23 protein-coding genes are annotated in these 24696 nt (G+C 67.7%); 20 read left to right on the forward strand and 3 right to left on the reverse strand.

What is annotated here, in order from left to right; translation table 11 throughout:
• Window positions 1–3: 3 nt before the first annotated feature.
• From BLU22_RS08280 to BLU22_RS08310, 7 genes are all read left to right on the forward strand, one after another.
• The gene (locus tag BLU22_RS08280; protein ID WP_090213560.1) at window positions 4–1758 is read left to right on the forward strand and encodes a carbamoyltransferase family protein; all 1755 of its coding nucleotides are present in this window, start codon (window positions 4–6) and stop codon (window positions 1756–1758) included.
• Entirely contained in the window at window positions 1745–2875 is a 1131-nt protein-coding gene (locus tag BLU22_RS08285; RefSeq protein ID WP_090213562.1) for a glycosyltransferase, read from the forward strand. The genes BLU22_RS08280 and BLU22_RS08285 overlap by 14 nt, the downstream gene beginning before the upstream one ends.
• A gap of 76 nt (window positions 2876–2951) precedes the next feature.
• Window positions 2952–3683, forward strand: a complete 732-nt coding sequence (locus BLU22_RS08290) for a CatB-related O-acetyltransferase (protein WP_231975225.1) — start codon at window positions 2952–2954, stop codon at window positions 3681–3683.
• Window positions 3680–4636, forward strand: a complete 957-nt coding sequence (locus tag BLU22_RS08295) for a glycosyltransferase family protein (RefSeq protein WP_090213564.1) — start codon at window positions 3680–3682, stop codon at window positions 4634–4636. Before BLU22_RS08290 ends, BLU22_RS08295 begins: the two co-directional genes overlap by 4 nt.
• Window positions 4637–4638: 2 nt before the next feature.
• Window positions 4639–5511, forward strand: a complete 873-nt coding sequence (locus BLU22_RS08300) for a DUF6625 family protein (RefSeq protein ID WP_090213566.1) — start codon at window positions 4639–4641, stop codon at window positions 5509–5511.
• A gap of 3 nt (window positions 5512–5514) precedes the next feature.
• A complete protein-coding gene (locus BLU22_RS08305) occupies window positions 5515–6273 on the forward strand; it encodes a glycosyltransferase family 2 protein (RefSeq protein ID WP_090213567.1) in 759 nt (252 codons plus the stop codon).
• Complete coding sequence (locus BLU22_RS08310) at window positions 6270–7421, forward strand: O-antigen ligase family protein (RefSeq protein WP_090213569.1); 1152 nt, start codon at window positions 6270–6272, stop codon at window positions 7419–7421. The genes BLU22_RS08305 and BLU22_RS08310 overlap by 4 nt, the downstream gene beginning before the upstream one ends.
• Before the next feature lie 30 nt (window positions 7422–7451).
• On the opposite strand, the gene BLU22_RS08315 is transcribed toward BLU22_RS08310, so the two are convergent.
• Window positions 7452–8027 (reverse strand): BUD32 family EKC/KEOPS complex subunit, encoded by a 576-nt coding sequence (locus BLU22_RS08315; protein ID WP_090216333.1) that lies wholly within the window; start codon window positions 8025–8027, stop codon window positions 7452–7454.
• A gap of 156 nt (window positions 8028–8183) precedes the next feature.
• Here BLU22_RS08315 and msbA point away from each other — a divergent pair, with 156 nt between their 5' ends.
• The 6 genes from msbA to BLU22_RS08345 all read left to right on the forward strand — a co-directional run bounded on the left by msbA (window position 8184) and on the right by BLU22_RS08345 (window position 15511).
• A complete protein-coding gene (gene msbA / locus BLU22_RS08320) occupies window positions 8184–9986 on the forward strand; it encodes a lipid A export permease/ATP-binding protein MsbA (RefSeq protein ID WP_090213570.1) in 1803 nt (600 codons plus the stop codon).
• Entirely contained in the window at window positions 9986–10882 is an 897-nt protein-coding gene (locus BLU22_RS08325; RefSeq protein ID WP_090216336.1) for a GNAT family N-acetyltransferase, read from the forward strand. Before msbA ends, BLU22_RS08325 begins: the two co-directional genes overlap by 1 nt.
• 19 nt (window positions 10883–10901) lie before the next feature.
• Complete coding sequence (locus BLU22_RS08330; RefSeq protein ID WP_090213571.1) at window positions 10902–12341, forward strand: PIG-L deacetylase family protein; 1440 nt, start codon at window positions 10902–10904, stop codon at window positions 12339–12341.
• 103 nt (window positions 12342–12444) lie between these two features.
• Window positions 12445–13869 (forward strand): bifunctional D-glycero-beta-D-manno-heptose-7-phosphate kinase/D-glycero-beta-D-manno-heptose 1-phosphate adenylyltransferase HldE, encoded by a 1425-nt coding sequence (gene hldE / locus BLU22_RS08335; RefSeq protein ID WP_090213572.1) that lies wholly within the window; start codon window positions 12445–12447, stop codon window positions 13867–13869.
• Window positions 13870–13885: 16 nt separating this feature from the next.
• Window positions 13886–14383 (forward strand): transcription/translation regulatory transformer protein RfaH, encoded by a 498-nt coding sequence (gene rfaH, locus BLU22_RS08340; RefSeq protein ID WP_090213573.1) that lies wholly within the window; start codon window positions 13886–13888, stop codon window positions 14381–14383.
• 192 nt (window positions 14384–14575) lie between these two features.
• Entirely contained in the window at window positions 14576–15511 is a 936-nt protein-coding gene (locus BLU22_RS08345) for a ketoacyl-ACP synthase III (protein WP_090213575.1), read from the forward strand.
• Here the strand turns inward: BLU22_RS08345 and BLU22_RS08350 are convergent.
• On the reverse strand, window positions 15499–16443 hold the full coding sequence (locus BLU22_RS08350) for a metal ABC transporter ATPase (RefSeq protein WP_231975226.1): 945 nt from the start codon (window positions 16441–16443) through the stop codon (window positions 15499–15501). The genes BLU22_RS08345 and BLU22_RS08350 overlap by 13 nt on opposite strands.
• Before the next feature lie 92 nt (window positions 16444–16535).
• Window positions 16536–16754, reverse strand: a complete 219-nt coding sequence (locus BLU22_RS08355) for a hypothetical protein (protein WP_231975227.1) — start codon at window positions 16752–16754, stop codon at window positions 16536–16538.
• A 27-nt stretch (window positions 16755–16781) separates the two neighbouring features.
• On the opposite strand from BLU22_RS08355, the gene BLU22_RS08360 reads away from it, so the two are divergent.
• From BLU22_RS08360 to tadA, 7 genes are all read left to right on the forward strand, one after another.
• Window positions 16782–17315, forward strand: coding sequence for a flavin reductase family protein (locus BLU22_RS08360; protein WP_090213577.1), 534 nt, complete (start codon window positions 16782–16784; stop codon window positions 17313–17315).
• 68 nt (window positions 17316–17383) lie between these two features.
• Window positions 17384–17797, forward strand: a complete 414-nt coding sequence (gene arfB, locus BLU22_RS08365) for an alternative ribosome rescue aminoacyl-tRNA hydrolase ArfB (RefSeq protein WP_090213579.1) — start codon at window positions 17384–17386, stop codon at window positions 17795–17797.
• 175 nt (window positions 17798–17972) lie between these two features.
• A complete protein-coding gene (guaB, locus tag BLU22_RS08370) occupies window positions 17973–19442 on the forward strand; it encodes an IMP dehydrogenase (protein ID WP_090213581.1) in 1470 nt (489 codons plus the stop codon).
• Between the two features lie 81 nt (window positions 19443–19523).
• Complete coding sequence (guaA, locus tag BLU22_RS08375) at window positions 19524–21104, forward strand: glutamine-hydrolyzing GMP synthase (RefSeq protein ID WP_090213582.1); 1581 nt, start codon at window positions 19524–19526, stop codon at window positions 21102–21104.
• A 132-nt stretch (window positions 21105–21236) separates the two neighbouring features.
• Entirely contained in the window at window positions 21237–22514 is a 1278-nt protein-coding gene (locus BLU22_RS08380) for a DUF445 domain-containing protein (RefSeq protein ID WP_090213584.1), read from the forward strand.
• Window positions 22515–22594: 80 nt separating this feature from the next.
• Entirely contained in the window at window positions 22595–23971 is a 1377-nt protein-coding gene (locus BLU22_RS08385) for a multicopper oxidase family protein (RefSeq protein ID WP_090213585.1), read from the forward strand.
• A 198-nt stretch (window positions 23972–24169) separates the two neighbouring features.
• Window positions 24170–24694: a tRNA adenosine(34) deaminase TadA gene (gene tadA / locus BLU22_RS08390; protein WP_090213587.1), complete on the forward strand. Its 525-nt coding sequence runs from the start codon at window positions 24170–24172 to the stop codon at window positions 24692–24694.
• Window positions 24695–24696 lie beyond the last annotated feature (2 nt).

A 24696-nucleotide genomic window follows, 5' to 3' on the forward strand; every position in this document is an offset into this window, starting at 1 on the left:
TCTGTGGCATTGACCGTCCTCGGCCTTTCCGGCGCCCTCAGCCATGACCCGTCCGCGGCCCTCTACATCGACGGCAAGCTGATCGCCGCCGTCGAAGAAGAGCGCTTCGTGCGCGACAAGCACGCCAAGAACCGCATGCCCTACGAGTCGGCCAAGTTCTGCCTGGAGCAGGCCGGCATCAAGCCGAGCGACGTCGACGTGGTGGCGATTCCCTTCGCGCCGATCAGCCTGTTCGACAAGGCGCGCTGGCACTACGCCAAGCGCTACGCCTACGCCCCGGACCGGGCGCTGGACGCCATCCTGTTCGGCAACCGCCGCTACTACCGCTACAAGAAGCGCATCCAGTGGTGCCTGCAGCAGCTCGGTTTCGACCTGAAGAAGGTCAAGATCGAGCCGGTCGAGCACCATCTGGCCCACGCCTCCAGCGCCTACCACTGCTCCGGCTTCAGCGAGAAGACCGCGATCATGGGCATCGACGGCAAGGGCGAGTACGCCACCACCTTCTTCGGCTGGGGCGAGAACGGCAAGATCCACAAGATCAAGGAATTCTACGATCCGGACTCCCTCGGCGGCCTGTACGGCGCGCTCACCGAGTACCTCGGCTTCGAGATGCTCGACGGCGAGTTCAAGGTGATGGGCATGGCGCCCTACGGCGACGCGGCCAAGTACGACTTCTCGCGGCTGGCCAAGTTCGAGAACGGCGAGCTGGTGATCAACACCGAGTACGCCAACGTCATCGGCTTCCGCCGCTACAAGGAAAACGGCAAGGGCTACTACTTCTCGCCCAAGCTGATCGAGTGGCTGGGCCCGAAGCGTGAAGGCGACATCGCCGACGACCCGTACATCCACTACGCTGCCAGCATGCAGGCTCTGTTCGAAAAGCTGGCGCTGGAGATGATGGATTACTACCTCGGCGACATCATCCGCGAAACCGGCAAGATCGCCTTCGCCGGCGGCTGCGCACTGAACGTCAAGCTCAACCAGAAGATCATCGCCCGCGACGAGGTCAAGGAGCTGTTCGTGCAGCCGGCCTCGGGCGATGCCGGTACCGCGGTGGGCGCCGCCGCCTACGTGTCGGTCAAGCGCGGCGTGCCGGTGGAGAAGATGGAGCACGTCTACCTCGGCCCGGCCTACTCCAACGAGGACGTGATCGCCGCCTGCGCCCGCCACCCGAATGCGCCGAAGTGGCGCAAGATCGACGACGCGCCGGCACGCATCGCCCGGATCATGGCCGACGGCAACCCGGTGGCCTGGTTCCAGGGCCGCATGGAGTTCGGCCCGCGCGCCCTCGGCGGGCGTTCGATCATCGGCTGTCCGAGCGTGCCGGGCGTCGCCGACCGCATCAACGAGCAGATCAAGTTCCGCGAGCGCTGGAGGCCGTTCTGCCCGTCGATGCTGGACACCGTCGCCCCGCAGATGCTCAAGGTCGACCACCCGAGCCCGTTCATGACCTTCACCTTCGAAGTGAACGAGGAGTGGAAGGACCGCGTGCCGGAAGTGGTCCACGAGGACGGCACCTCGCGCGCCCAGGTGCTGGAGCGCCGCCACAACCCGCGCTGGTACGACCTGATGCTCGAACTGGAGAAGCTCACCGGCAACGGCGTGTCGCTGAACACCTCGCTCAACCGCCGCGGCGAGCCGATGGTCTGCTCGCCCACTGACGCGCTGAACATGTTCTACGGCTCGGACCTGCAGTACCTGATCATGGAAGACATTCTGGTGGTCAAGGACGGGGTGGACGGGTATGACAACGTCTGAGGCGCCGGATGGCGTGCAGCCCTGGGTGCTGCAGTTCTGCCACGGCTATGACGGCCCGTTCCTCGATTGCGCGCGGCAGTACGCCGCGCTCTTCGTCGGCACGCCCTACAAGGTCTGCACCGTCTACCTGACCGGCGCGCCGAGCGATGAGGTGGTGCGTGGCTCGGCCTCGGATGAGGTGATCTTCCTCGATCACTCCAGCCGCGCGGTGCGCGGGCTCAAGCTCAAGGCCATCGCGCAGATCCGCCGGATCGCCGCCTCGCGGGACTTTCGCCTGTGCATCGCCCACCGCTTCAAGCCGATCTATGTGGCGCTGCTGGGCACGAAGCTGCCGGTGATCGGGGTGCATCACGCCTTCGGCGACTATCGCCGCCGCTCGCGGCAGCTGTTCGCCAATTTCTTCGGCAAGCGCCTGGCCCTGCTCGGCGTGTCCAATGCGGTGCGCGACGACATGCGCGCCAGCCTGCCGGACTGGCCGGCCGAGCGCATCGAAACCCTTTACAACCGCATCGACGTGGCCGCGGTGCAGGCCGAGCAGGTCTCCCGCGAGGCGGCCCGCGAGTTCCTCGGCCTGCCGCCGGACGCCTGGGTGGTCGGCAACGTCGGCCGCCTGCATCCGGACAAGGACCAGGCCACGCTGATCCGTGGCTTTGCCCTGGCGCTGCCGCGGCTGCCGGCCGGCAGCCTGCTGGCGATCATGGGCAGGGGGCGCCTAGAGTCGTCGCTGAAGGCGCTGGCGGCGGAGCTGGGTATCGCCGAGCAGGTGCGCTTTCTCGGCCAGGTGCCGCAGGGGCGTCGTTATTTCAAGGCCTTCGACGTGTTCGCCCTGACCTCCGATCACGAGCCGTTCGGCATGGTGCTGCTGGAGGCGATGGCCGCCGGAGTACCGGCGATCTGCTCGAATTGTGGCGGCGGCAGGGAAGTGGTCGAGGGTGTCGGGCGACTGTTCACGCTGGCCGACGAGCAGGCCCTGGCGCGCGCGCTGACGCAGGCTGTGGCCGTGGCGCAGGACGGCCCGCAAATGGCCGAGGCGCTGCAGCGTTTTTCCGATCAGCGCGTACGGGCCACCTTCTGGCAGTTGCCGATGGTGCTCCGCCAATCGCTGCCGACCGATTAGACGGCTGCGATGCAGCCAGTGACGTGCGCCATGCCGCGCACCCAATGACGCAATCGAATTTCCAGGGGCATTTATCGTGTTCAAGGCGCTGAAGGCCACTCTGTGCAGGCGTTGGTTGCGCAAGCGCGGCTTCAAGTTGGCTGTCGATGTCCACGCCTTGCCGGGCAAGGCGCTGCTGGTGCTGGAGGAGGGGGCTTCCATCGGCGAAGTGCTTGGCGCCTTCGAGCACTTGCAGGTCGGCGCCATGAGCTATGTACGCAGCGCCTCCGAACTGCTGAATGTCGCGCGGATCGGGCGATTCTGCTCGATCGGCAACGCCGTCGTGATCGGCCAGGAGAGGGCCGGCCATCCGCTGGACTGGGTCAGCTCGCATCCCTTCCAGTACACCGGGACGGCGTTGCACTATGCCGCCCCCGGCAAGCCGGTAGAGATCGGACATGACGTCTGGATCGGCCGCGAGGCGATGATCATGGAGGGCGTCACCGTCGGCACGGGGGCGGTGATCGCGGCGCGTGCCGTGGTGACCCGCGACGTGCCTGCGTATGCGGTGGTCGCCGGGACGCCGGCACGCATCCTGCGTTATCGGCATCCGCCGCAGGTGATCGAGGCGCTGCTGGCGAGCGCCTGGTGGGAGCTGCCGGTCGATGTCCTGCAGAGCCTGCCGCTGAATGAGCCCGAAGCCTTTCTGAGCGCCATTGCCGCCCTGCGGGAGCCCCGACGGATGTCATGTAGACAAGTCGAAGTCAGCCGCCGAGGCTGTCGCGAGCTTCCGCTGGTACAAGCCGAGCGAGTGGGTGAAATGAAATGAAAGTTCTGTTCCTGGTTCAGGCCGAACAGCGGGCGATCCTTGATCGCCTCTACGAAGGCATCCAGCACCACTGCGAGTGCGACATCCGCTGGCTGGGGCGCGAAGAGCAGGCCAACCTGCGCCGTTATTTCCGCGATCATGTAGATGTGGCCCGCTACGACCGCATCCTGTTCTTCCTGCGCTTCAAGCAGGAAATCCGCCAGGTGGATTTCATCCGCAGCGTGCCGAATCTGGTGATCCTCGAACATGATGCCTACCAGAACTACATCCCCTGCAAGTACACCGGCAGGTTCAGCGCGCACTATCGCAAGCTGCCCTGGGCGCGGGTGATCGGCTCCGGTCAGGTGGTGACCCGGCGCTTGCGCGAGGAGGGTGTGGATGCCGTCTTCGTGCCCAAGGGCTACGACCAGGCCTTGCTACGCGATCTGGAGCGCGAGCGCGATATCGAACTGGGCTTCGTCGGCAGCACCAAGAGCGTCGCCTACAGCGGGCGCAAGGCGCTGCTGGACGAGCTGGCGCAGGTGGAGAACCTAGTGGCGACCCGCACCAAGTCCGGCGAAGACTACCTCAATGCCCTCAACCGTATCCGCTTCTTCGTCAGCGCCGACGTCGGCATGGGCGAGTACATGATCAAGAACTTCGAGGCCATGGCCTGCGGCTGCGTACTGCTGGCCTACGATCAGGGCGAGGAGGAGAACCGCGCGCTGGGCTTCGTCGACATGGAGAACCTGGTGCTGTACCGGACGGTCGACGAACTGCGCGGCAAGCTGGCGCAACTGCGCGGCGATCCGGCCTGGGCGGCGCGGATCGCCGCCAGCGGCCGGGCGCTGGCCGAGTCGCGCTACAGCTTCGCGCGCATCGGCGCCCAGATCGTGCAGGCCATGCAGGCACCCTTGCGGCCCGCCCCGGCGCCCGGCTGGTTCAGCCGGCTGCGCAATCGCCTGGGAGTCTGAGGATGACCGCGCCGCGCCTGCTGTTTCTGGTCCCCTATTTCGGCCGCTGGCCGTTCTGGATGCCGTTCTTCCTGCAGAGCTGTCGTTTCAACCCGGATGTGCAGTGGCTGTTCTTCACCGACTGCGGCACACCGCCCGATGCGCCGGACAACGTGCGCTTTCGGGCCATGAGCTTTGCCGACTACTGCGCTCTGGTGTCCGCGCGGCTGGGCATCGACTTCCGGCCGCAGAGCCCCTACAAGCTCTGCGACCTGAAGCCGGCGCTGGGGCATGTGCATGCCGACGAGCTGGAGGGCTTCGATTTCTGGGGCTTCAGCGATATCGATCTGGTGTATGGCGATCTGCGCGGCTATTTCAGCGCCGAACGGCTGCAGCGTTTTGATCTGCTCTCCACCCATGAGCGGCGCGTCTCCGGCCATCTGTGCCTGCTGCGCAACAACGCGCGGATGCGCGAGGCCTTCATGCAGGTGCCCGGCTGGCAGGCGAAGCTGGCGTCCAGCGAGCACAACGCCTTCGACGAGGGCGCCTTCAGCCGGCTATTCATCCGCCACAAGAGCTGGCCGGCACCGTTGCGGCGACTGGCCGACGCCTGCAACCCCTGGCGGCGCTGCAGCGAGTTCGTCGAGGCCTTCAGTACGCCGAATGGCCGGGTGGCCTGGCTCGACGGCAGCTTCGATTTTCCGCGGCGTTGGATCTGGCAGCGTGGGCAGTTGCGCAACGACCGCGACGGTACGCGGCAATTCCCCTATTTCCACTTCATCGGCTGGAAGTGCGATGCCTGGCCCGCCCATGGCGAACATGAGCTGTCGGGCGATGCCGCGCTGGCCGCACAAGATGCCTGGAGCATCACCCCCCAGGGTTTTCGAGAGGTTTGAATCTTGATCTTTTCCAAGGACAGTGACGTCACTCTGGTGGTGACCAGTTGCGGGCGCTTCGACCTGCTCACCCGGACGCTGGCCAGCTTCGATGCCTTCAATACCACGCCGATCCGCGAAGTGTTCATCACCGAGGATTCGGGCGACAAGGCGGTGGAGGCCTGCATTCCCGAGCACTGGCGCGCGCACACCACTTTCTTCGTCAACGTGCCCCGGCTGGGGCAACTGCGCTCTATCGATCTGGCCTACTCCCACGTCAAGACGCCGTGGATCTTCCACTGCGAGGACGACTGGGCGTTCTATCGGCCGGGCTTCATCGAGGAATCGCGGACGCTGCTGGAAGCCGATCCGCAGGCCCTGCAGGTCTGGCTGCGCAGTTTCGCCCACGATCTGGCGATTCACAGCCCGTACGTCTACCTGGGCGAGCGCCAGGTGATCCAGGGCATTCCCTGCTATCGGGTCGGCTCGCACAAGGAGGACTGGCAGGGCTTCTCCTTCAATCCCGGATTGCGCCGTCTGGCCGACTACCAGGTGCATGCGCCCTATGCCCGGCACGCCGGCGAGAAGGACCTGTCGCGGCTGTACGCCGACGAGCAGCGCCATGCGCTGATCCTGGAGAACGACGCCGTGCTGCATACCGGCTTCGGCGAGCATGTCAGCGTGCCCGAGGAGCGCGCCAAGAAGGCGCGGCGCAAGAAGCACGAGCGCATGCGCCTAGTCTTGGCTTTCGTGATAGGTCTTCTGCTTGGAGTGTTTCTGTGAGTGCCGTACAACGCCTAAAGGGATTGCATGAGCGGTTCGGCTATTTCACGCCGGCCTTGCTGATCTTCATTGCCTGCTTCCTGCTGCTACCGACCAGCAAAATGGTCAATAACGTCTACTATGTTCTGCTGGCGTTGCCGGCCTTGGGGGTGTTGCTGGCGCACAAAGGGCGTGATGTACAGTCGTCGCCCGCGCTATGGCTGTGGGGGGCACTGTGTGCCTGGTACGTACTGATCGGTGTCCTGTCGGCGGATGGGCAGTATTTCAAGCATGTGCTCTATGTGGCCCTGTTCGTACTGCTGGTCAGTCAGCTGGCGGATCCGCAGTTGCTGCGGACCCCATTGTTCGCGCGCGGCCTTTTCTGGATTCTGGGGTTCTACGTACTGGGCTCGGCCATCGTCTATTGGATCTCTGGACGTTACGAGCCGGGCGAGCGGGTGCTCTGGCTGCCGGGCAGGATGACCGGACCGATTTATACCAGCATGTGGCTGGCATGCTGCTTCGCCCTGGCGCTGCCAGCCTGGGTAGCGCAGCGGCGCTGGGTGGAGCTGGCCGCTGCCGTGGCGTTGGCGGTGTTCTGCATGGCTTATGTGCTGCAGAGCCGATCTGGACTGGTCGGCCTGCTGGCGCTCGGCGTGCTGGTCGCTGGATGGCTGACGCTACGCCGGGCGCGTCATCTGTTGTGGCTGGGAGTCGCTGCCGTATTGCTCGGTGGACTGGTCCTGTTCGCCATACGCGAAGTACCGGAGGTATCCAGCTTGTTCGCCCGTGCCGACTCCGGCCGCTTCGAGCTGTGGCGCATCCTGGCGGGCGAGTGGCTGGAGTGTGGATTGTGGCTGGGCTGTGGCATGCAGCATGTCAGCGAGACAACCCTTTCCGGTGGAGCTCATATCCAGCATCCCCACAATATCTTCCTGGCACTCGGCCTCTACAGCGGCCTAGTTTCTCTGCTGGTCTTCCTAGCACTGATGGCAATCGTCCTCCAGCGCGCCTGGCGGCAGCGCGATCCCTGGGGGCTGTACCTTTTGGTTGCGCTGATCGTGCTGAACTTCGATGGCAGCAAGCTGGTGGGCAACCCGGACGAGCTCTGGCTGTTGGTGCTGTTGCCGATGGCGCTAATCATCAATAGGTACGGGACTGCCATGTAGAGGATCAGTACCGGTGGGGCAGAGCGATCCTCAGGAGCGTTCTACCCGTGCCGGCTTGCCGTAGTCCCACAGCTGGGTGCTGTCGAAGGCGAAGCCTTCCTTGCGCAGGTACTTGTCGAAGTGTTCGCGGTTGCGGCGGATCAGGCGTTGGCTGAGCGGCGGCCGGCGCAGTTGTAGATCGGCGATGTCGATCAGGCCGAGCAGGCCGTCCGGAGTACGAACGATATTGCCGAGGTGCAGCGAGCGGAAATACACACCGCTTGCGTGCAAGAGGCCGATGAAGGACGCGAGTTGTGGCAGCAAGGTCTGCCAGAAGCTGGCGTCGTCGCGCAACAGTTGGGAAAGGGTCTCGCCCGGCAGCGGCTGGTAGAGCACTGCGGTCCATGCCGGGTCATCCAGTCGATATAGCGCCAGTGGCTGCAGGGTCGGTATGCCGCGGGCCTGAAGAGCGTCGGCATTAGAGCAGAAACGCTGGGAGTGCGGGCGCAGCAATGCCGAGGAGAGCAGGCGCTTGCGGCGGAACAGCTTGAGCATGTTGCCGTCGCGCAGCCGGTAGACCTTGGGGCCGAAGCTGTCCTGCTCAAGGATCCGGGCACCTTCGGTCATCTCGCTCAGCATCGCCGTGGGCAAGGGGGTAAACGTCAGCACGTATCGGGCGCCTCAATGATCGCAAGGCGGCATATGATGCCTGATCTCGGTGGGGCGCTGCCATGGCGGGAGGAGTGTTAAGATTGCTGTCCCCTTTTTCGGGCGAGAGCCGTCATGACAGAAACCCCCGGGCAGGAGGCTGCATCCAGCCTCAAGATCTATTTCCGCCTGCTGGCCTATGTGAAGCCCTACATCGGCTATTTCCTGGTCAGCATCGTCGGCTATGTGATCTTCGCCTCGACCCAGCCGATGCTGGCGGGAATCCTCAAGTACTTCGTCGACGGGTTGAGCAATCCCGATGCCGCCCTGTTCCCCGGCGTGCCCTGGCTGGCCGAGTTGCCGCTGCTGCACGCGGTGCCCCTGCTGATCGTGCTGATCGCCACCTGGCAGGGCTTCGGCTCGTTCCTCGGCAACTACTACCTGGCCCGCGTTTCGCTCGGCCTGGTGCATGACCTGCGCGTGCAACTGTTCAACAGCCTGCTGACGCTGCCCAATCGCTACTACGACCAGCACAACTCCGGTCACCTGATCTCGCGGATCACCTTCAACGTGACCATGGTCACCGGCGCCGCCACCGATGCGATCAAGGTGGTGATCCGCGAGGGGCTGACGGTGATCTTCCTGTTCGCCTACTTGCTGTGGATGAACTGGATGCTGACCCTGGTGATGCTGGCGATCCTGCCGGTCATCGCCCTGGTGGTGAGCAGCGCCAGCAAGAAATTCCGCAAGCAGAGCAAGAAGATCCAGGTGGCGATGGGCGATGTCACCCATGTCGCCTCGGAAACCATTCAGGGGTATCGCGTGGTGCGCAGCTTCGGCGGCGAGCGCTACGAGCAGCAGCGTTTCTTCGGCGCCAGCCAGAGCAATACCGACAAGCAGTTGCGCATGGTCAAGACCGGCGCGGTGTATACGCCGACCCTGCAACTGCTGATCTACATTGCCATGGCCGTGCTGATGTTCCTGGTTCTGCTCCTGCGCGGCGACGCCACCGCCGGCGATCTTGTGGCCTACATCACCGCCGCCGGCCTGCTGCCCAAGCCGATCCGCCAGCTTTCCGAAGTCAGCGCCAACATCCAGAAAGGTCTGGCCGCCGCCGACAGTATCTTCGAGCAGCTCGACGAGACCCCGGAAACCGATGCCGGCACGGTCGAGCGCGAGCGCATCGACGGCCGTCTGGAGGTGAAGCATCTCAGCTTCGCCTACCCGGACACCGACAAGCCGGTGCTCCACGACATCAGCTTCAGCGTCGAGCCGGGACAGATGGTCGCGCTGGTCGGCCGCTCCGGCAGCGGCAAGTCGACCCTGGCCAACCTGATTCCGCGTTTCTATCACCACGACCAGGGGCAGATCCTCCTCGACGGGGTGGAAATCGAGGACTTCAAGTTGCACAACCTGCGCCGGCACATCGCCCTGGTCACCCAGCAGGTCACCCTGTTCAACGACAGCGTGGCCAGCAACATAGCCTACGGCGATCTGGCCGGCGCGCCGCGCGAGGCCATCGAGCGGGCGGTCGCCGATGCCTATGCCAAGGAGTTCATCGACAAGCTGCCGCAGGGCCTGGATACCGAGGTCGGCGAGAACGGCGTGCTGCTTTCCGGCGGCCAGCGCCAGCGCTTGGCGATTGCTCGTGCGCTGCTCAAGGACGCGCCGCTGCTGATTCTCGACGAGGCCACCTCGGCGCTGGATACCGAGTCCGAGCGGCACATCCAGGCCGCGCTGGATCGGGTCATGCAGGGCCGCACCACCCTGGTGATCGCCCACCGCCTGTCGACCATCGAGAAGGCCGACCTGATCCTGGTGATGGACCAGGGGCGCATCGTCGAACGCGGTACCCACGCCGAGCTGCTGGGGCGCAACGGCCACTATGCGCGCCTGCACGCCATGGGCCTGGACGAAGGCCAGGAGGCCACGCTGTGATCCTCGACCGTCTGCGCTGTTTCCGCGAGCGCGGCTGGTGCGAGATCACTGCCGCCGACTATGCCGCCGCCTGGCAGCGCTTCGGCGGCAGCGTCGCCACCCATCCCGAGGTGCTGGCGCGGCTGGCCGGGCTGGCGGAGATGCCGGTGCGTTATCTGGGCTGGGAGCGTGGCGGCGAGCTGCTCGCGGCGATTCCCACCTGGGGGCGGTACATCGCGCTCAGCAAGGACGCACTCAAGCGCGCCGGCAAGCGCGGGCTGTTCGACCTGGGCAACGCTGAGCTGATCCTGCCGGCGGCCGAGGGCGCGCAGGCGCCGTTGCGCCACCGGGCGCGCTACGTTTCGGTGCTGAATGCTTCGGGTTTCGCCAGCCTGCGCGAGCAGCCGGAAGGCCTGGCGCTGGCCCGCGAGCCGGAGGAGTACGGCAAGAAGTTCCGCTACAACCAGCGCCGCGAGCAGCGCCTGCTGGAAGAGGCCGGCGGGGTGATCCGGCCGATGCTCGAGCTGTCGCCGGCCGAGCAGGCGGCGATCTACACCGAGCTGTTCGAGCGACGCTGGGGCTTCGCGGTGCCGGGCAAGGGCCATCTCGCCGAAGTGTTCGCCCTGCTGCGCGAGTTCATGACCGGTTCGCTGATCTATCTCGACGGCACGCCGGTGGCCATCCAGATCCTCTACCGGGTCGAGGCGCCGCGCTGGGTGTCGCTGGAGTACATCAACGGCGGGGTCGATCCGCAGCAGCGCGCCTTCAGCCCTGGCAGCGTGCTGAGCTTCGTCAACACCCAGGCGGCCTGGGCCGAGGCCCGCGCGCTGGGCAAGCCGCTGCGCTACTCGTTCGGCCGCGCCGACCGTGAATACAAGGACCGCTGGTGCCACCGGGTGCCGGTCTATCAGGTGTGAAGACAGGGAAGAGAAACGCATGACCGCCCGCAAGCAGCAACTGCTCAAGCGCCACCGCCGGCACAAGCGCATCGCCCTGCTGGTCGCCCTGGTCGTACTGGCACTGGCCGGCGTGCTGCTGGCCTGGTGGCTGGTGCCGCTGCTCCTGCTGCTCGGCTGGATCGCCCACGAGGCCTGGTTTGCCGACCACCTGTTCTACGCACCCGGCGACGACTATCGCTACCACTTCCCGCCCGGCACGCCGCGTCTGGCGGCGACCTTGGAGAGCGATGGTCGTCTACGCCTCGACGAGCCGCTGCCGCCCGGCGAGACGCTGATCCTCGAACTGCGCATCGAGGCCACGCTGCTCGGCCGGCTGTGCGACCCGCAGGTGTGGATCGGCGCGGATCGCCAGGACTTCGAGCGTGGCGTGGCCGGGTTGCGCTACCTCAACCTGTCCGGTCAGCGCGAGGCGCTGGAGCGCGGCGAGCTGCGCCTGCGCGGGCGCTTCTGCCGGCTGGCGGCCAGCGGTGCCCTGCTGGTGCTGGAAAACCCCGACTATGCGCAGCAGCGCCTGATGGTCGTCGCCCCGCACGCCGACGACGCCGAACTGGCCGCCTTCGGCCTGTACAGCCGGGCTGCCGAGGCGAGCATCGTCACCCTGACCCAGGGCGAGATCGAAGCCGACGGTTACCGGCGCCTGGGGCTCGACGCGACCGCCGCCGCGCGCCTCAAGGGCCGTCTGCGCAGCTGGGACAGCCTGGCCGTGCCGCTGTGGGGCGGGGTAGGGCAGCAGCGCTGCGTGCAGCTCGGCTACTACTGCCTGCAACTGCCGGCGATGGCCGCCGAGCCGGCGCAGCCGTTCGGCTCGCGCGAATCCGGCGAGACGGATATCCGCAGCGCACGGCGGCACAATCCGCTGCCCCTGCCCGGCGATGCCGACGGCCAGCCGAACTGGCACAATCTGGTCGCCGATCTGGTCGCGCTGCTCGAACACTTCCGCCCCGAGGTGCTGGTCACCCCGCACCCCGAACTGGACCCGCACGCCGACCACGTCGCCGCCACCCGCGCGCTGCACGAAGCCGTCGCCCGCAGCGCCTGGAAGCCCAGTACCCTGCTGCTCTACGCCAACCACCTGCACGACAACGATCGCTGGCCGATGGGTCCGGCCGAGGGCGGCATCGCCCTGCCGCCGGCCATCGAGGCGCTGCCCGCCGACGGGCTGTGGAGCCCGACCCTGGACGCCGCCGTCCGTCTGGACAAGGCCATGGCGTTGGCCATGCAGCACGACCTGCAGGGTCGCCTGCCGGCGAAGAAGCGCCTGCGCCGCGCTATCCAGCGGGTACTGGCCGGACGCCGCTGGCCGGCGACCGGCGAGGACGAGTTCTTCCGCAAGGCGGTGCGTCGGCATGAACTGTTCTGGGTGCGGCCGCTGTCAGGTCACGCAGCGGTCGGAGCCAAGGCGCGCGCGGGGATATAGCCCGTCCGCCGCTGGCCGTCCCGGCTCGCATGGCGGGGACGCCGTTCCGGCAGACCCCCATGTTATGATCGCCGCCGTTTTTTCTCGCGCCCCGGAGCCCTCCATGCAGCTGTCCATGCCCCGTTTCGATCAGGCCCCCGTGCTGGTGGTCGGTGATGTCATGCTCGACCGCTACTGGCACGGGGCGACCAACCGCATCTCGCCGGAGGCGCCGGTGCCGGTGGTCAAGGTCGAGCAGATCGAGGACCGCCCGGGCGGCGCCGCCAACGTTGCGCTGAACATCGCCGCCCTCGGCGCGCCGGCCTGGCTGGTCGGCGTCACCGGCCGCGACGAGGCCGCCGACAGCCTCGCCGAGCGCCTGCAGGCCGCCGGCGTCGACGCCCGTTTCCAGCGCCTGGAAAATCAGCCGACCATCGTCAAGCTGCGGGTGATGAGCCGTCACCAGCAACTGCTGCGCCTGGACTTCGAGGAGCCCTTCGCCACCGACCAGGCGGCGCTGCTCGCCGAGGTGGAAGGCCTGCTGGAGCGGGTCAAGGTGCTGATCCTCTCCGACTACGGCAAGGGCGCACTGCTGAACCACGCGGCGCTGATCGCCGCCGCCCGCGCGCGCGGCGTCCCGGTGCTGGCCGATCCCAAGGGGCGCGACTTCTCCATCTACCGCGGCGCCAGCCTGATCACCCCCAACCTTGCCGAGTTCGAAGCGGTGGTCGGCCGCTGCGCCGACGAGGCCGAGCTGGTCGCCAAGGGCCTCGAGCTACTCGCCGAACTGGAGCTGGGTGCGCTGCTGGTGACCCGCGGCGAGCACGGCATGACCCTGCTGCGTCAGGGCCATCCGGCCCTGCACCTGCCGGCCCGCGCCCGCGAGGTGTTCGACGTGACCGGCGCCGGCGACACGGTGATCTCCACCCTGGCCGGTGCGCTGGCCGCCGGCGCGGAGCTGCCGCAGGCCGTGGCCTTGGCCAACCTGGCCGCCAGCATCGTGGTCGGCAAGCTCGGTACCGCCACCGTCAGCGCCCCCGAGCTGCGCCGCGCGGTGCAGCGCGAGCAGGGAGCCGGGCGCGGGGTGATGAGCCTCGACCAGTTGCTGCCGGCCCTCGACGACGCGCGGGCCCACGGCGAGCGCATCGTCTTCACCAACGGCTGCTTCGACATCCTCCACGCCGGCCACGTCGCCTACCTGGAGCAGGCCCGCGCCCTCGGCGACCGCTTGGTGGTGGCGATCAACGACGACGCTTCGGTAACCCGCCTCAAGGGCCCGGGCCGGCCGATCAACAGCGTCGACCGGCGCATGGCGGTGCTCGCCGGCCTCGGCGCGGTGGACTGGGTGGTCAGCTTCAGCGAGGATACCCCCGAAACGCTGCTCCGCAAGGTGCGGCCGGATGTACTGGTCAAGGGCGGCGACTACGGTCTGGACGGCGTGGTCGGCGCCGACATCGTGCAGGCCTATGGCGGCGAAGTGCGGGTGCTGAGCTTCGTCGACAGCTGCTCCACCACGGCCATCGTCGAGAAGATTCGCGATACGCACTGAGGCGTGAGGAGTGGCGATGGACAGCGAGGCTGAGAGCAACTGGTATCTGGTGCAGTGCAAGCCGCGCCAGGATGCCCGTGCGCAGGAGCATCTGGAGCGCCAGGGCGTGTGTTGCTATCGCCCGCAACACAAGCGCGAGCGCTTGCTGAAGGGACAGCGCCAGGTGGTCGAAGAGTCGTTGTTTCCCGGCTACCTGTTCATCCGTATGAGCAGCCAGGACAACTGGATGCCGCTGCGTTCTACGCGGGGTGTGGCGCGCATCGTGTCTTTCGGCGGAGTGCCGTTGCCGGTGGCCGATTCGTTGATCCGGCAGTTGCAGGCACGCGAGACGAGCGTCTCTGTGGCCAGTGCCCTGAGTCCGGGTGATGCGGTGCGGCTGGAGGGCGGCGCTCTGGATGGTCTGGAAGCGATCTTTGTGTGTATGGACGGGGTGGAGCGCGTTGTGCTGCTATTGCGGCTGCTGCAGCAGGAGCGACAGGTACGGGCTCCGCTGCATATGGTGCGTAAAAGCTGAGTGCCGCCGGGTGAAGGGCTGCATGCCCGCTAGCGGTCGCGTCTGCAGGGGCGACGCGTCATAATCAAGCGGGTCCATGCCACTCCATGGACGGCATGTCGGCAAATGTGACTGCCGCATTGCCGGGGCAGTCAATTGAGGCTGTAGGGTGTCCGCTGGCCGGGCACGGTGTTCGATTTCAGGGTCAGGCACATGAATATAGGAATAAAAAGTATCGCCAGCTACATTCCGTCAGGGAGGATCAACAATATTGCCCAGGCGGCATATTTTGACCGTGACGAGGCTTTCGTACACGCCAAGATCGGCACGGCCACCCTGTCGGTCAAGGGCGCCAACGAGGAGACCTCGGATCTGGCGGCCCAGGCTGTGCAGAATCTGCTGGATAAAACGCCCGAGCTGCGTCTCGAAGACATCGATGCACTGGTAGTGGTGACCCAGAACGGCGATGGCGAGGGTCTGCCGCATACCTCGGCGATCGTCCAGCACAAGATCGGCCTGCGCAGCGACGTGGCCTGTTTCGACGTTTCCCTCGGCTGCTCCGGTTTCGTCTACGGCCTCTACGTGATCAAGGGTTTCATGGAAACCATGGGCTACCGCAATGGCCTGCTGATCACCGCTGACCCCTACTCGAAGATCATGAACCGCCAGGACCGGGTGACCACCCTGCTGTTCGGCGATGCGGCCACCGCCACCTGGATCGGCGAGGATCCGGTCTGGGCCATGGGCCCGGCGCGCTTCGGCACTGACGGCGGCGGCGCCGAGCATCTGGTGGTCAAGGACGGGCATTTCCACATGAATGGCCGTCAGGTGTTCAACTTCGCCAGCCACAAGATCGTGCCGCACATGGAGTCGGTGCTGGCCGAGGCCGGGCTGAGCCTCGACAGCGTCGATGCCTACTGCCTGCACCAGGGCAGCGGGGTGATCGTCGACGCCCTGGCCAAGAAGCTGGGCGAGAACGGCGAACGGGTGATCAAGGACCTGTTCGGCATCGGCAACACCGTTTCCTCGACCATCCCGCTGCTGATGGAGCGCTATGCCTTCAACAGCGACTGGAAGAACCTGGTGATGAGCGGCTTCGGCGTCGGCCTGTCCTGGGGTTCGGCGGTGCTGACCCGTCAGCGTCCGTAATCTTCCGTGTGGGCCGACCCCGAGGGTCGGCCTGCTGCGTTCCGGGCGTAGCGTTTGCAGCCCGTCTTCCGCCGGGCGTCCGCCCATTCGGCAAGCCTCACCCGCTCCTCCGTCACCACCCAGCCCTCCTGCGCTGCGAAACCTTCCGACAGCCATAGCCCGTCGCTCGGGCAGGCATGCAGGCGGCCGTCCTGCAGGGTGAACAGCCCATCCTCGGCCGGCTCGACCGGCAGCAGGTACAGCTCCGGACTGGCGGTGTCCAGGCGGGCCACTAGGTGCTGCTCCTCCAGCGCCTCGTCGGCATGCAGCAGGCTGACTTCCCGGCAGTCGTCGGGCAGGCTCAGGCGCATGTCGTAGACCAGCTGCAGCGAGGCGGTGGGCAGGTGCACGTAGGCCTGCGGGCGTTCCAGCAGCGGCAGGTGGCCGGCCAGCACCGGGCGCGCGGCGCCGCTCAGCGGCGTCAGGTGGAAATGGGCCTCCTCGTGATAGTCGAGCGCCGTGGCATAGGGTTGTGTCAGCCAGTGCTGGCCATAGCGCCCGCCCAGCCAGCGGTCGCCGATCCGCACCAGGCATTCCTCGGCGACTTCCTGCAGCGCCGTGTGCAGCGGCAGGTGCAGTTCGTGGGCCGGCACATAGCCGGAAATCAGCTTGAGGACGCAGTCGCCGCGATCCGCGCGGCGCTGGCGCACCAGCAGCCAGTAGTCGCGGCCCTGCCAGTCGAGGGTCAGGCGCACCGAAACCCCCAGGTTGGCCAGCTCCAGGACGAAGCGCTGGTGGTCGTCGAGCGCCAGCGGCCGGCGCCGCTCGAGCACCTGGGCGAAGTTCAGCGGCGTGCCCACCGTCTGGTAGCTCAGGCCCCGTTCGTTCGCCTCGACATGCAGCGGCAGGGTCTTGAAGGTCTCCGGGCTCTTGCGGGCGAGAATGCGGTGCATGGCGGCTCCTCGGCGGAGTGGGCGGGAAGCCACACGCTAGGCGCGATCACCGGACGATGCAAGCCGGCGCGCCCGCTCTGGCGCCGCTGTGCTCAGGGTGCCTGGTCCCGTTCTGCGCGCACCAGATAAGCCTGCTTGTGTCCGCGCGCCTCAAAGATGCGCATGGCGGCTTCCGCGTCTGCGCGGCGGGCGAAGCGCCGCATTGTCACCTCGTTGCCGTTGTCGTCTATGCGGTAGAGCAGCCAGGCGAGCGGGGCGCCGGGCGGTGTCGTGCGGCCCGGCGACGGGGCCGCTATGGTTGAGTGGTGCATCGCTGCGTTCGCCTCCGGGAGCTGCCGATGAAGACCGAACTGCCACTGGCCGAAGTCTACGCTATCCTCGAACCCGGTCCGGTGCTGCTGTTGTCCACCGCGCAGGCGGGACGGGCCAATCTGATGGCGCTGTCCTGGCACTGCATGCTGGATTTCGAGCCGCCCCTGGTCGGCTGCGTGGTCAGCGCCGCCAACTGCTCCTTCGCCGCCCTCGATGCCACCGGCGAATGCGTGCTCAACGTGCCGGAAGCCGGCCTGGCCCGGGCGCTGGTCGGCTGCGGCAATACGCACGGCGATGCCGTCGACAAGTTCGCCGCCTTCGGCCTCAGCGCGGTGCCGTCCACTCGGGTGGCGGTGCCGCGGGTGGAGGAGTGCTATGCCAATCTCGAATGCCGGGTAGCGGACCGGCAACTGGTCGGCCGCTACGACTTCTTCGTGCTCGAGGTGCTGCGCGCCTGGCACGATCCAGCGGTGATCGCGCCGCGCACCCTGCATCACCGTGGCTACGGACGTTTCATGCTGGCCGGCGAGGAAATCCTGCTGGGCTCGGCGATGCGCTGAGCGCGCCGTCTGCAGCCCTGCGGCGCAGCGGGTATCCTGCGCCACCGCCTACATCCTGCGAGCCCGCCATGCTGGAAATCTCCAATGCCGTCCATCTGCCCGATCACGAGATCGAGCTGCACGCGATCCGCGCCCAGGGCGCCGGCGGACAGAACGTCAACAAGGTGTTCAGCGCGGTGCACCTGCGCTTCGACATCCCGGCCTCCAGCCTGCCGGCGTTCTACAAGGAGCGCCTGCTGGCGCTGCGCGACAGCCGGATCAGCTCCGAGGGGGTGATCGTGATCAAGGCCCAGCAGTACCGCACCCAGGAGCAGAACCGCGCCGATGCGCTGGCGCGCCTGGTCGAGATGATCCGCAGCGTGACCCGGGTGGAGAAGGCACGGCGGCCGACTAAGCCGACGCGGGGGTCGAAGCTGCGCCGCCTGGAGGGCAAGAGCCAGCGCGGGGCGATCAAGGCCGGGCGCGGCAAGGTGGATTACTGAGCGCCCGGCGCGCGGCCCGGCCCGGTGATGAGGCGGGGCGCCGCTCGGCTGACTGGCTGGCGCCGCTCGAACGCCGGACGATCCGCCGCCGTGGACGCGGATCGGCGCGTTGAGCGCGGCGGCCGTGGCGGGTATAATGCCGCGCTTCCATTTTTCCCGTCCGGGAGCCCCCGCCATGCTGCGTATCAGCCAAGAAGCTCTGACCTTCGACGACGTTCTCCTGATCCCCGGTTATTCCGAGGTTCTGCCCAAGGATGTTTCCCTCAAGACCCGCCTGACCCGTGGCATCGAGCTGAACATTCCGCTGGTTTCCGCAGCGATGGATACCGTGACCGAGGCCCGTCTGGCCATCGCCATGGCCCAGGAAGGCGGCATCGGCATCATCCACAAGAACATGACCATCGAGCAGCAGGCTGCCGAGGTGCGCAAGGTCAAGCGCCACGAGACCGCCATCGTCCGCGATCCGGAAACCGTCACCCCGGAAACCAAGATCAGCGAGCTGCTGCGCAAGGCCGCCGAGCTGGGCTTCTCCGGCTTCCCGGTGGTGTCCGGCAACCAGCTGGTGGGTATCGTCACCGGCCGCGACCTGCGCTTCACCCCCAACACCGGCGACAGCGTCGCGGCGATCATGACGCCCAAGGACAAGCTGGTCACCGTGCTGGAAGGCACCGGCCTGGAAGAGATCAAGGCCAAGCTCTACGAGCACCGCGTCGAGAAGATGCTGGTGGTCGACAAGGACTTCCACCTGCGCGGCCTGGTGACCTTCCGTGACATCGAGAAGGCCAAGACCTACCCGCTGGCGTCCAAGGACGACCTAGGTCGCCTGCGCGTCGGCGCCGCCGTCGGCACCGGCGCCGACACCGCCGAGCGCATCGCCGCGCTGGCCGCCGCCGGCGTCGACGTGGTGGTGGTCGACACCGCCCACGGCCACTCCAAGGGCGTGATCGACCGCGTGCGCTGGGTCAAGCAGAACTTCCCCGCCGTGCAGGTGATCGGCGGCAACATCGCCACCGCCGAGGCCGCCCTGGCGCTGGTCGAGGCCGGCGCCGACGCGGTCAAGGTCGGTATCGGCCCGGGCTCGATCTGCACCACCCGCATCGTCGCCGGTGTCGGCGTGCCGCAGATCAGCGCCATCGCCAACGTCTCCGCCGCCCTGGCCGCTTCCGGCGTGCCGATGATCGCCGACGGCGGCATCCGCTTCTCCGGCGACCTGGCCAAGGCCATCGCCGCCGGCGCCAACGCGGTGATGATGGGCTCGATGTTCGCCGGCACCGAAGAGGCGCCGGGCGAGGTCGAGCTGTTCCAGGGCCGTTCCTACAAGTCTTACCGCGGCATGGGTTCGCTGGGCGCCATGGCGCAGTCCCAGGGCTCCTCGGATCGCTACTTCCAGGACTCCTCGGCCGGTGCCGAGAAGCTGGTGCCCGAAGGCATCGAAGGTCGCGTGCCGTACAAGGGCGCCCTGGCCGCCATCGTCCACCAGCTGATGGGCGGCCTGCGCGCTTCCATGGGCTACACCGGCTGCGCCACGGTCGACGAGATGCGCAGCAAGCCGCAGTTCGTGCGCATCACCGGCGCCGGCATGGCCGAGTCGCACGTGCATGACGTGCAGATCACCAAGGAAGCTCCGAACTACCGCGTAGGTTGATTCCCGAGTTTCTGAACTGGCGACATGGGGCTGTCTGATGCAGCCCCATGTCGTTTGTGCATTCCGCTACGAGAGACGGCCATGGCCCATCAAGACATTCACGCTCACCGGATCCTGATCCTCGACTTCGGCTCCCAGTACACCCAGCTGATCGCCCGCCGCGTGCGCGAGATCGGCGTGTACTGCGAGATCCACCCGTTCGACATGGACGACGAGGCGCTGCGCGCCTTCGATCCGCGCGGCATCATCCTCGCCGGCGGTCCGGAGTCGGTGCACGAGGCCAACAGCCCGCGCGCGCCGCAGGCGGTGTTCGACCTCGGCGTGCCGGTGTTCGGCATCTGCTACGGCATGCAGACCATGGCCGAGCAGCTCGGCGGCAAGGTGCAGGGCTCGGACCTGCGCGAGTTCGGCTATGCCCGCGTCGACCTGGTCGGCAAGAGCCGCCTGCTCGACGGCATCGAAGACCACATGGACGACGACGGTCTGCTCAGCCTCGACGTGTGGATGAGCCACGGCGACAAGGTCACCGACCTGCCGGCCGGCTTCCACATCGTCGCCAGCACCCCGAGCTGCCCGATCGCCGCGATGGCCGACGACAACCGCTGCTACTACGGCGTGCAGTTCCACCCGGAAGTGACCCACACCAAGCAGGGCGGGCGCATCCTGTCGCGCTTCATCCTCGACATCTGCGGCTGCGCCGCGCTGTGGACCCCGGCCAACATCGTCGAGGACGCCATCGCCCAGGTGCGCGCCCAGGTCGGCGAGCGCAAGGTGCTGCTCGGCCTGTCCGGCGGCGTCGACTCCTCGGTGGTCGCGGCGCTGTTGCACCGCGCCATCGGCGAGCAGCTGACCTGCGTGTTCGTCGACAACGGCCTGCTGCGCCTGCACGAGGGCGACCAGGTGATGGCCATGTTCGCCGAGAACATGGGCGTCAAGGTGATCCGCGCCAACGCCGAGGACAAGTTCCTCTCCCGTCTGGCCGGGGTCAGCGACCCGGAAGAGAAGCGCAAGATCATCGGTCGCAGCTTCATCGAGGTGTTCGACGAGGAGGCCAAGAAGCTCGAAGGCATCGACTTCCTCGCCCAGGGCACCATCTACCCGGACGTGATCGAGTCGGCCGGCGCCAAGACCGGCAAGGCCCACGTGATCAAGAGCCACCACAACGTCGGCGGCCTGCCCGAGGACATGCAGTTCCAGCTGGTCGAGCCGCTGCGCGAGCTGTTCAAGGACGAGGTGCGCAAAATCGGCCTCGAACTCGGCCTGCCCTACGACATGGTCTACCGCCACCCGTTCCCCGGTCCGGGCCTGGGCGTGCGCATCCTCGGCGAGGTGAAGAAGGAGTACGCCGACCTGCTGCGTCGCGCCGACCACATCTTCATCGAGGAGCTGCGCAACTTCGACTGGTACCACAAGACCAGCCAGGCCTTCGTGGTGTTCCAGCCGGTGAAATCGGTCGGCGTGGTCGGCGACGGCCGCCGCTACGCCTGGGTCGTGGCCCTGCGCGCGGTGGAAACCATCGACTTCATGACCGCGCGCTGGGCGCACCTGCCCTACGAGCTGCTGGAGAAGGTCTCCAACCGCATCATCAACGAGATCGAGGGCATCTCCCGCGTCACCTACGACGTGTCGAGCAAGCCGCCGGCGACCATCGAGTGGGAATGATCCGCTCGCCGGATTGATGCAGCGAACACAGGGGCAGCTTCGGCTGCCCCTGTGCCGTCCGGAGTATGCTGGATGCAGTCGTCCGTGCGCCGTCGCCATCGCCCGGCGGCGGCCTCTGCTGGGAGTGCCGCCATGTCGCCCGCCCGTGCGCCGCTGGCGCGAATGAAAATCCTCGCCCTGGGGTTGTTGCTGCTGGCGGCGCTGCTGTACTGTCTGGCCACCTGGATGGGCGCGGCGCATCCGGCCTGGGGCTATCTGGCGGCATTCGCCGAGGCGGCCATGGTCGGCGCGATCGCCGACTGGTTCGCCGTCACCGCCCTGTTCCGTCATCCGCTGGGGCTGCCGATTCCGCACACCGCGATCATCCCGCGCAAGAAGGCGCGGCTCGGTGGCAACCTCTCCGATTTCATCTGTACCCACTTCCTCGCCACCCCTCAGATCATGGCCAAACTCCAGCACTTCGATGCCGCCGAGCGCCTGGCCGCCTGGCTGTGCCAGCCGCACAACGCCCGCGCGCTGGCCGAGGGCGGCGGCGCCGTGGTCGACTTCCTCCTGCGCGCGCTGCGCGAGGAGGCGGTGCAGCAGTTCATCCGCCATACCCTGCTGGCGCGCCTGGCCCGGCTGGACCTGGCCTGTCTGGCCGGCGACGCCCTGGCCGCGCTGGTCCGCGACGGCCGCCATCAGGCGGCGCTCGACGAGCTGCTGCGCTGGGCCGACCGTCTGCTGCGCGACGAGGCGACCCAGCGGCGCCTGGCCACAGCGCTGTCCGCCGAGTTCGGCGGGCTGCGCGTGCGGCTGTTCGGCAAGGAGCTGGGGCTCGACGACAAGGCCGGCCGCTGGTCGGCCGAGCGCGTGGTAGCGCGGCTCTCCGTGCTGCTCGGCGAGGTGGCCGGCGATCCCCGCCACGAGCTGCGCGGACAGTTCGCCGCCTGCCTGGACGAGCTGGTGCAGCGCCTGCGCAGCGACCCGCGCTACCGCCTCAAGGGCGAGACGCTGCGCGCCGAGCTGCTCGCCCATCCGGCGCTGGCCGGCTACCTGGACGATCTCTGGCAGGCGCTGCTCGACGATCTGGGCAACGACCTCGCGCGCGGCGCCGACTCGCGCCTGCGCGGCCGTCTGGCTGGGCTGCTGCAGCGCCTCGGCAGCGAGCTGGCGGCCGACGCCGAGCTGCGCGGCTGGATCGACCGCCGCCTGCGCGAAGGCGTGCCGCCGCTGCTGGAGCGCTACCGCGAGGCCATCGGCCGCTACATCGCCGCCCGCGTCGAGGCCTGGGACGACCGCGAACTGGTCGAGCTGCTGGAGCGCCAGGTCGGCCGCGACCTGCAGTTCATCCGCATCAACGGCACCTTGGTCGGCGGCTGCGTCGGCCTGCTGCTGCATGCCCTCACCGCGCTGGCTGCGACGCTCTGACCCGCAGATCCGGCTCGCCTTGCCGTCGCGCAGATGAGAAGATCTGTCATCTTCCAACCGTGATCCAGGAGCGCGACGGGATGAGCTTCACCCGCAGACAGATCCTCGCCGGGCTGGCCGGCCTGACCGTGGTCGGCCTCGGCGCCGGCGGCGCCCGCTACTGGCTGGGCCGGCCGGGCGATACCGCCAGCCACGACTACGAACTGATCGCCGCGCCGCTGGACGTCGAACTGATGCCCGGCCACGCCACCCGCGTCTGGGCCTACGGCGGCCAGGCGCCGGGGCTGGAGCTGCGCGCCCGTCAGGGCGAGCTGCTGCGGGTGCGCTTCGTCAACCGGCTGCCCGAGCCGAGCACCATCCACTGGCACGGCATCCGCCTGCCGCTGGAGATGGACGGCGTGCCCTATGTCTCGCAGCTGCCGGTGCTGCCCGGCGAGTACTTCGACTACGTGTTCCGCGTGCCCGACGCCGGCAGCTTCTGGTATCACCCGCACACCGCCAGCGGCGCACAGCTCGGCCGCGGCCTGGTCGGCCCGCTGATCGTCGAGGAGCGCGAGCCGACGGGCTTTCGCCACGAGCGCACGCTGAGCCTGAAAAGCTGGCATGTGGACGGCGCGGGCGCCTTCACCGACTTCAGCGTGCCGCGCGAGGCGGCGCGCGGCGGCACGCCGGGGCGGCTGTCGACGGTCAACGGCGTGCATGCGCCGAGCGTCGAGCTGCCGGCCGGACAGATCGTCCGCCTGCGCATCCTCAATCTCGACAACACCCTGACCTACCGCCTCAACCTGCCCGGCGCCGAGGCGCGTATCTATGCCCTGGACGGCAACCCGGTGACTCCGCGTCCGCTGGGCCGGGACTACTGGCTGGGGCCGGGGATGCGCATCGAGCTGGCCCTGCGGGTGCCGGAGGCCGGCGCCGAGCTGGCGCTGCGCAACGGCCCGCTGCGTCTGGCGACCCTGAAGAGCGTGGCCAGCCAGGACGCGCTGGCCGGCGACTGGCCGCCGGCGCTGCCGGCCAACCCGGTGGCCGAGCCGGACCTGGCCGCCGCCGAGACCCTGCGCTTCAACTTCGAGTGGGCCGGCGTGGTGTCGGCCAACCTGGCGCAGGGCGCGGCGCACAGCTTCTGGCAGATCAACGGCCAGGCCTGGGACATCGACGACAAGAGCTGCGCCGAGCGGCCGATCGCCACCCTGCGGCAGGGGCGCAGCTATGTCTTCGAGCTGCGCAACGTCAGCCAGTACCAGCACCCGATCCACCTGCATGGCATGACCTTCAAGGTGCTCGCCTCGAACCGCCGGCGCATCGAGGCGCCCTGGTTCACCGACACCTACCTGCTGGGCAAGAACGAGACGGCGAAGATCGCCCTGGTCGCCGACAATCCGGGGATGTGGATGTTCCACTGCCATGTGGTCGACCACATGGAGACCGGGCTGATGGCGGCCATCGCGGTGGTCTGAACGGAGCGGGCGGGCAGGGCATTGGGGTAGCTCGCGCAGCGATTGCCCGCGGAGCGGCGCCGCCGTGGCCTGCGCTTATCGCCGGAAAGGCGCTGCGCGGGTTTTTTACCCGGTGGTTCCTTGAGGTGGCGCGGGCTTGACTCCGCGCCGGCTTTTCCCAAACTGGCGGGCCTTTCCTTTACCGCCAGCCGAACGCCCATGAAAAGACCCGCGATCATCGACCGCAGCCAGGACGAGCGCTTCATGCGCGAGGCGCTGGCGCTCGCCGCCGAGGGTGCCGCGCGCGGCGAGGTGCCGGTGGGCGCGGTGCTGGTGGTCGACGGCGAGATCGTCGGACGCGGCTTCAACTGCCCGATTTCCGGCCACGACCCCAGCGCCCACGCCGAGATGGTGGCGATCCGCGACGCGGCGCGACATCTTGCGAACTACCGGCTGGTCGGCAGCACCCTCTACGTGACCCTGGAGCCGTGCAGCATGTGCGCCGGGCTGATCGTCCATTCGCGGGTCGGCCGGCTGGTCTACGGCGCCAGCGAGCCCAAGGCCGGGGTGGTGCAGAGTCGCGGGCGGTTCTTCGAGCAGGACTTCCTCAACCACCGCCTGGCGGTGGAGGGCGGGGTGCTGGCCGAGGCCTGCGGGACCATCCTCAGCGACTTCTTCCGCGCCCGGCGCCGCAAGGCGACCCCGGACGCGGCGCCGCCCGCGGCGGATAGCGCGGGCGGCTGAGC

It is taken from the genome of Pseudomonas guangdongensis (assembly GCF_900105885.1).
In the GTDB taxonomy this organism is placed as follows: Bacteria; Pseudomonadota; Gammaproteobacteria; order Pseudomonadales; family Pseudomonadaceae; genus Geopseudomonas; species Geopseudomonas guangdongensis.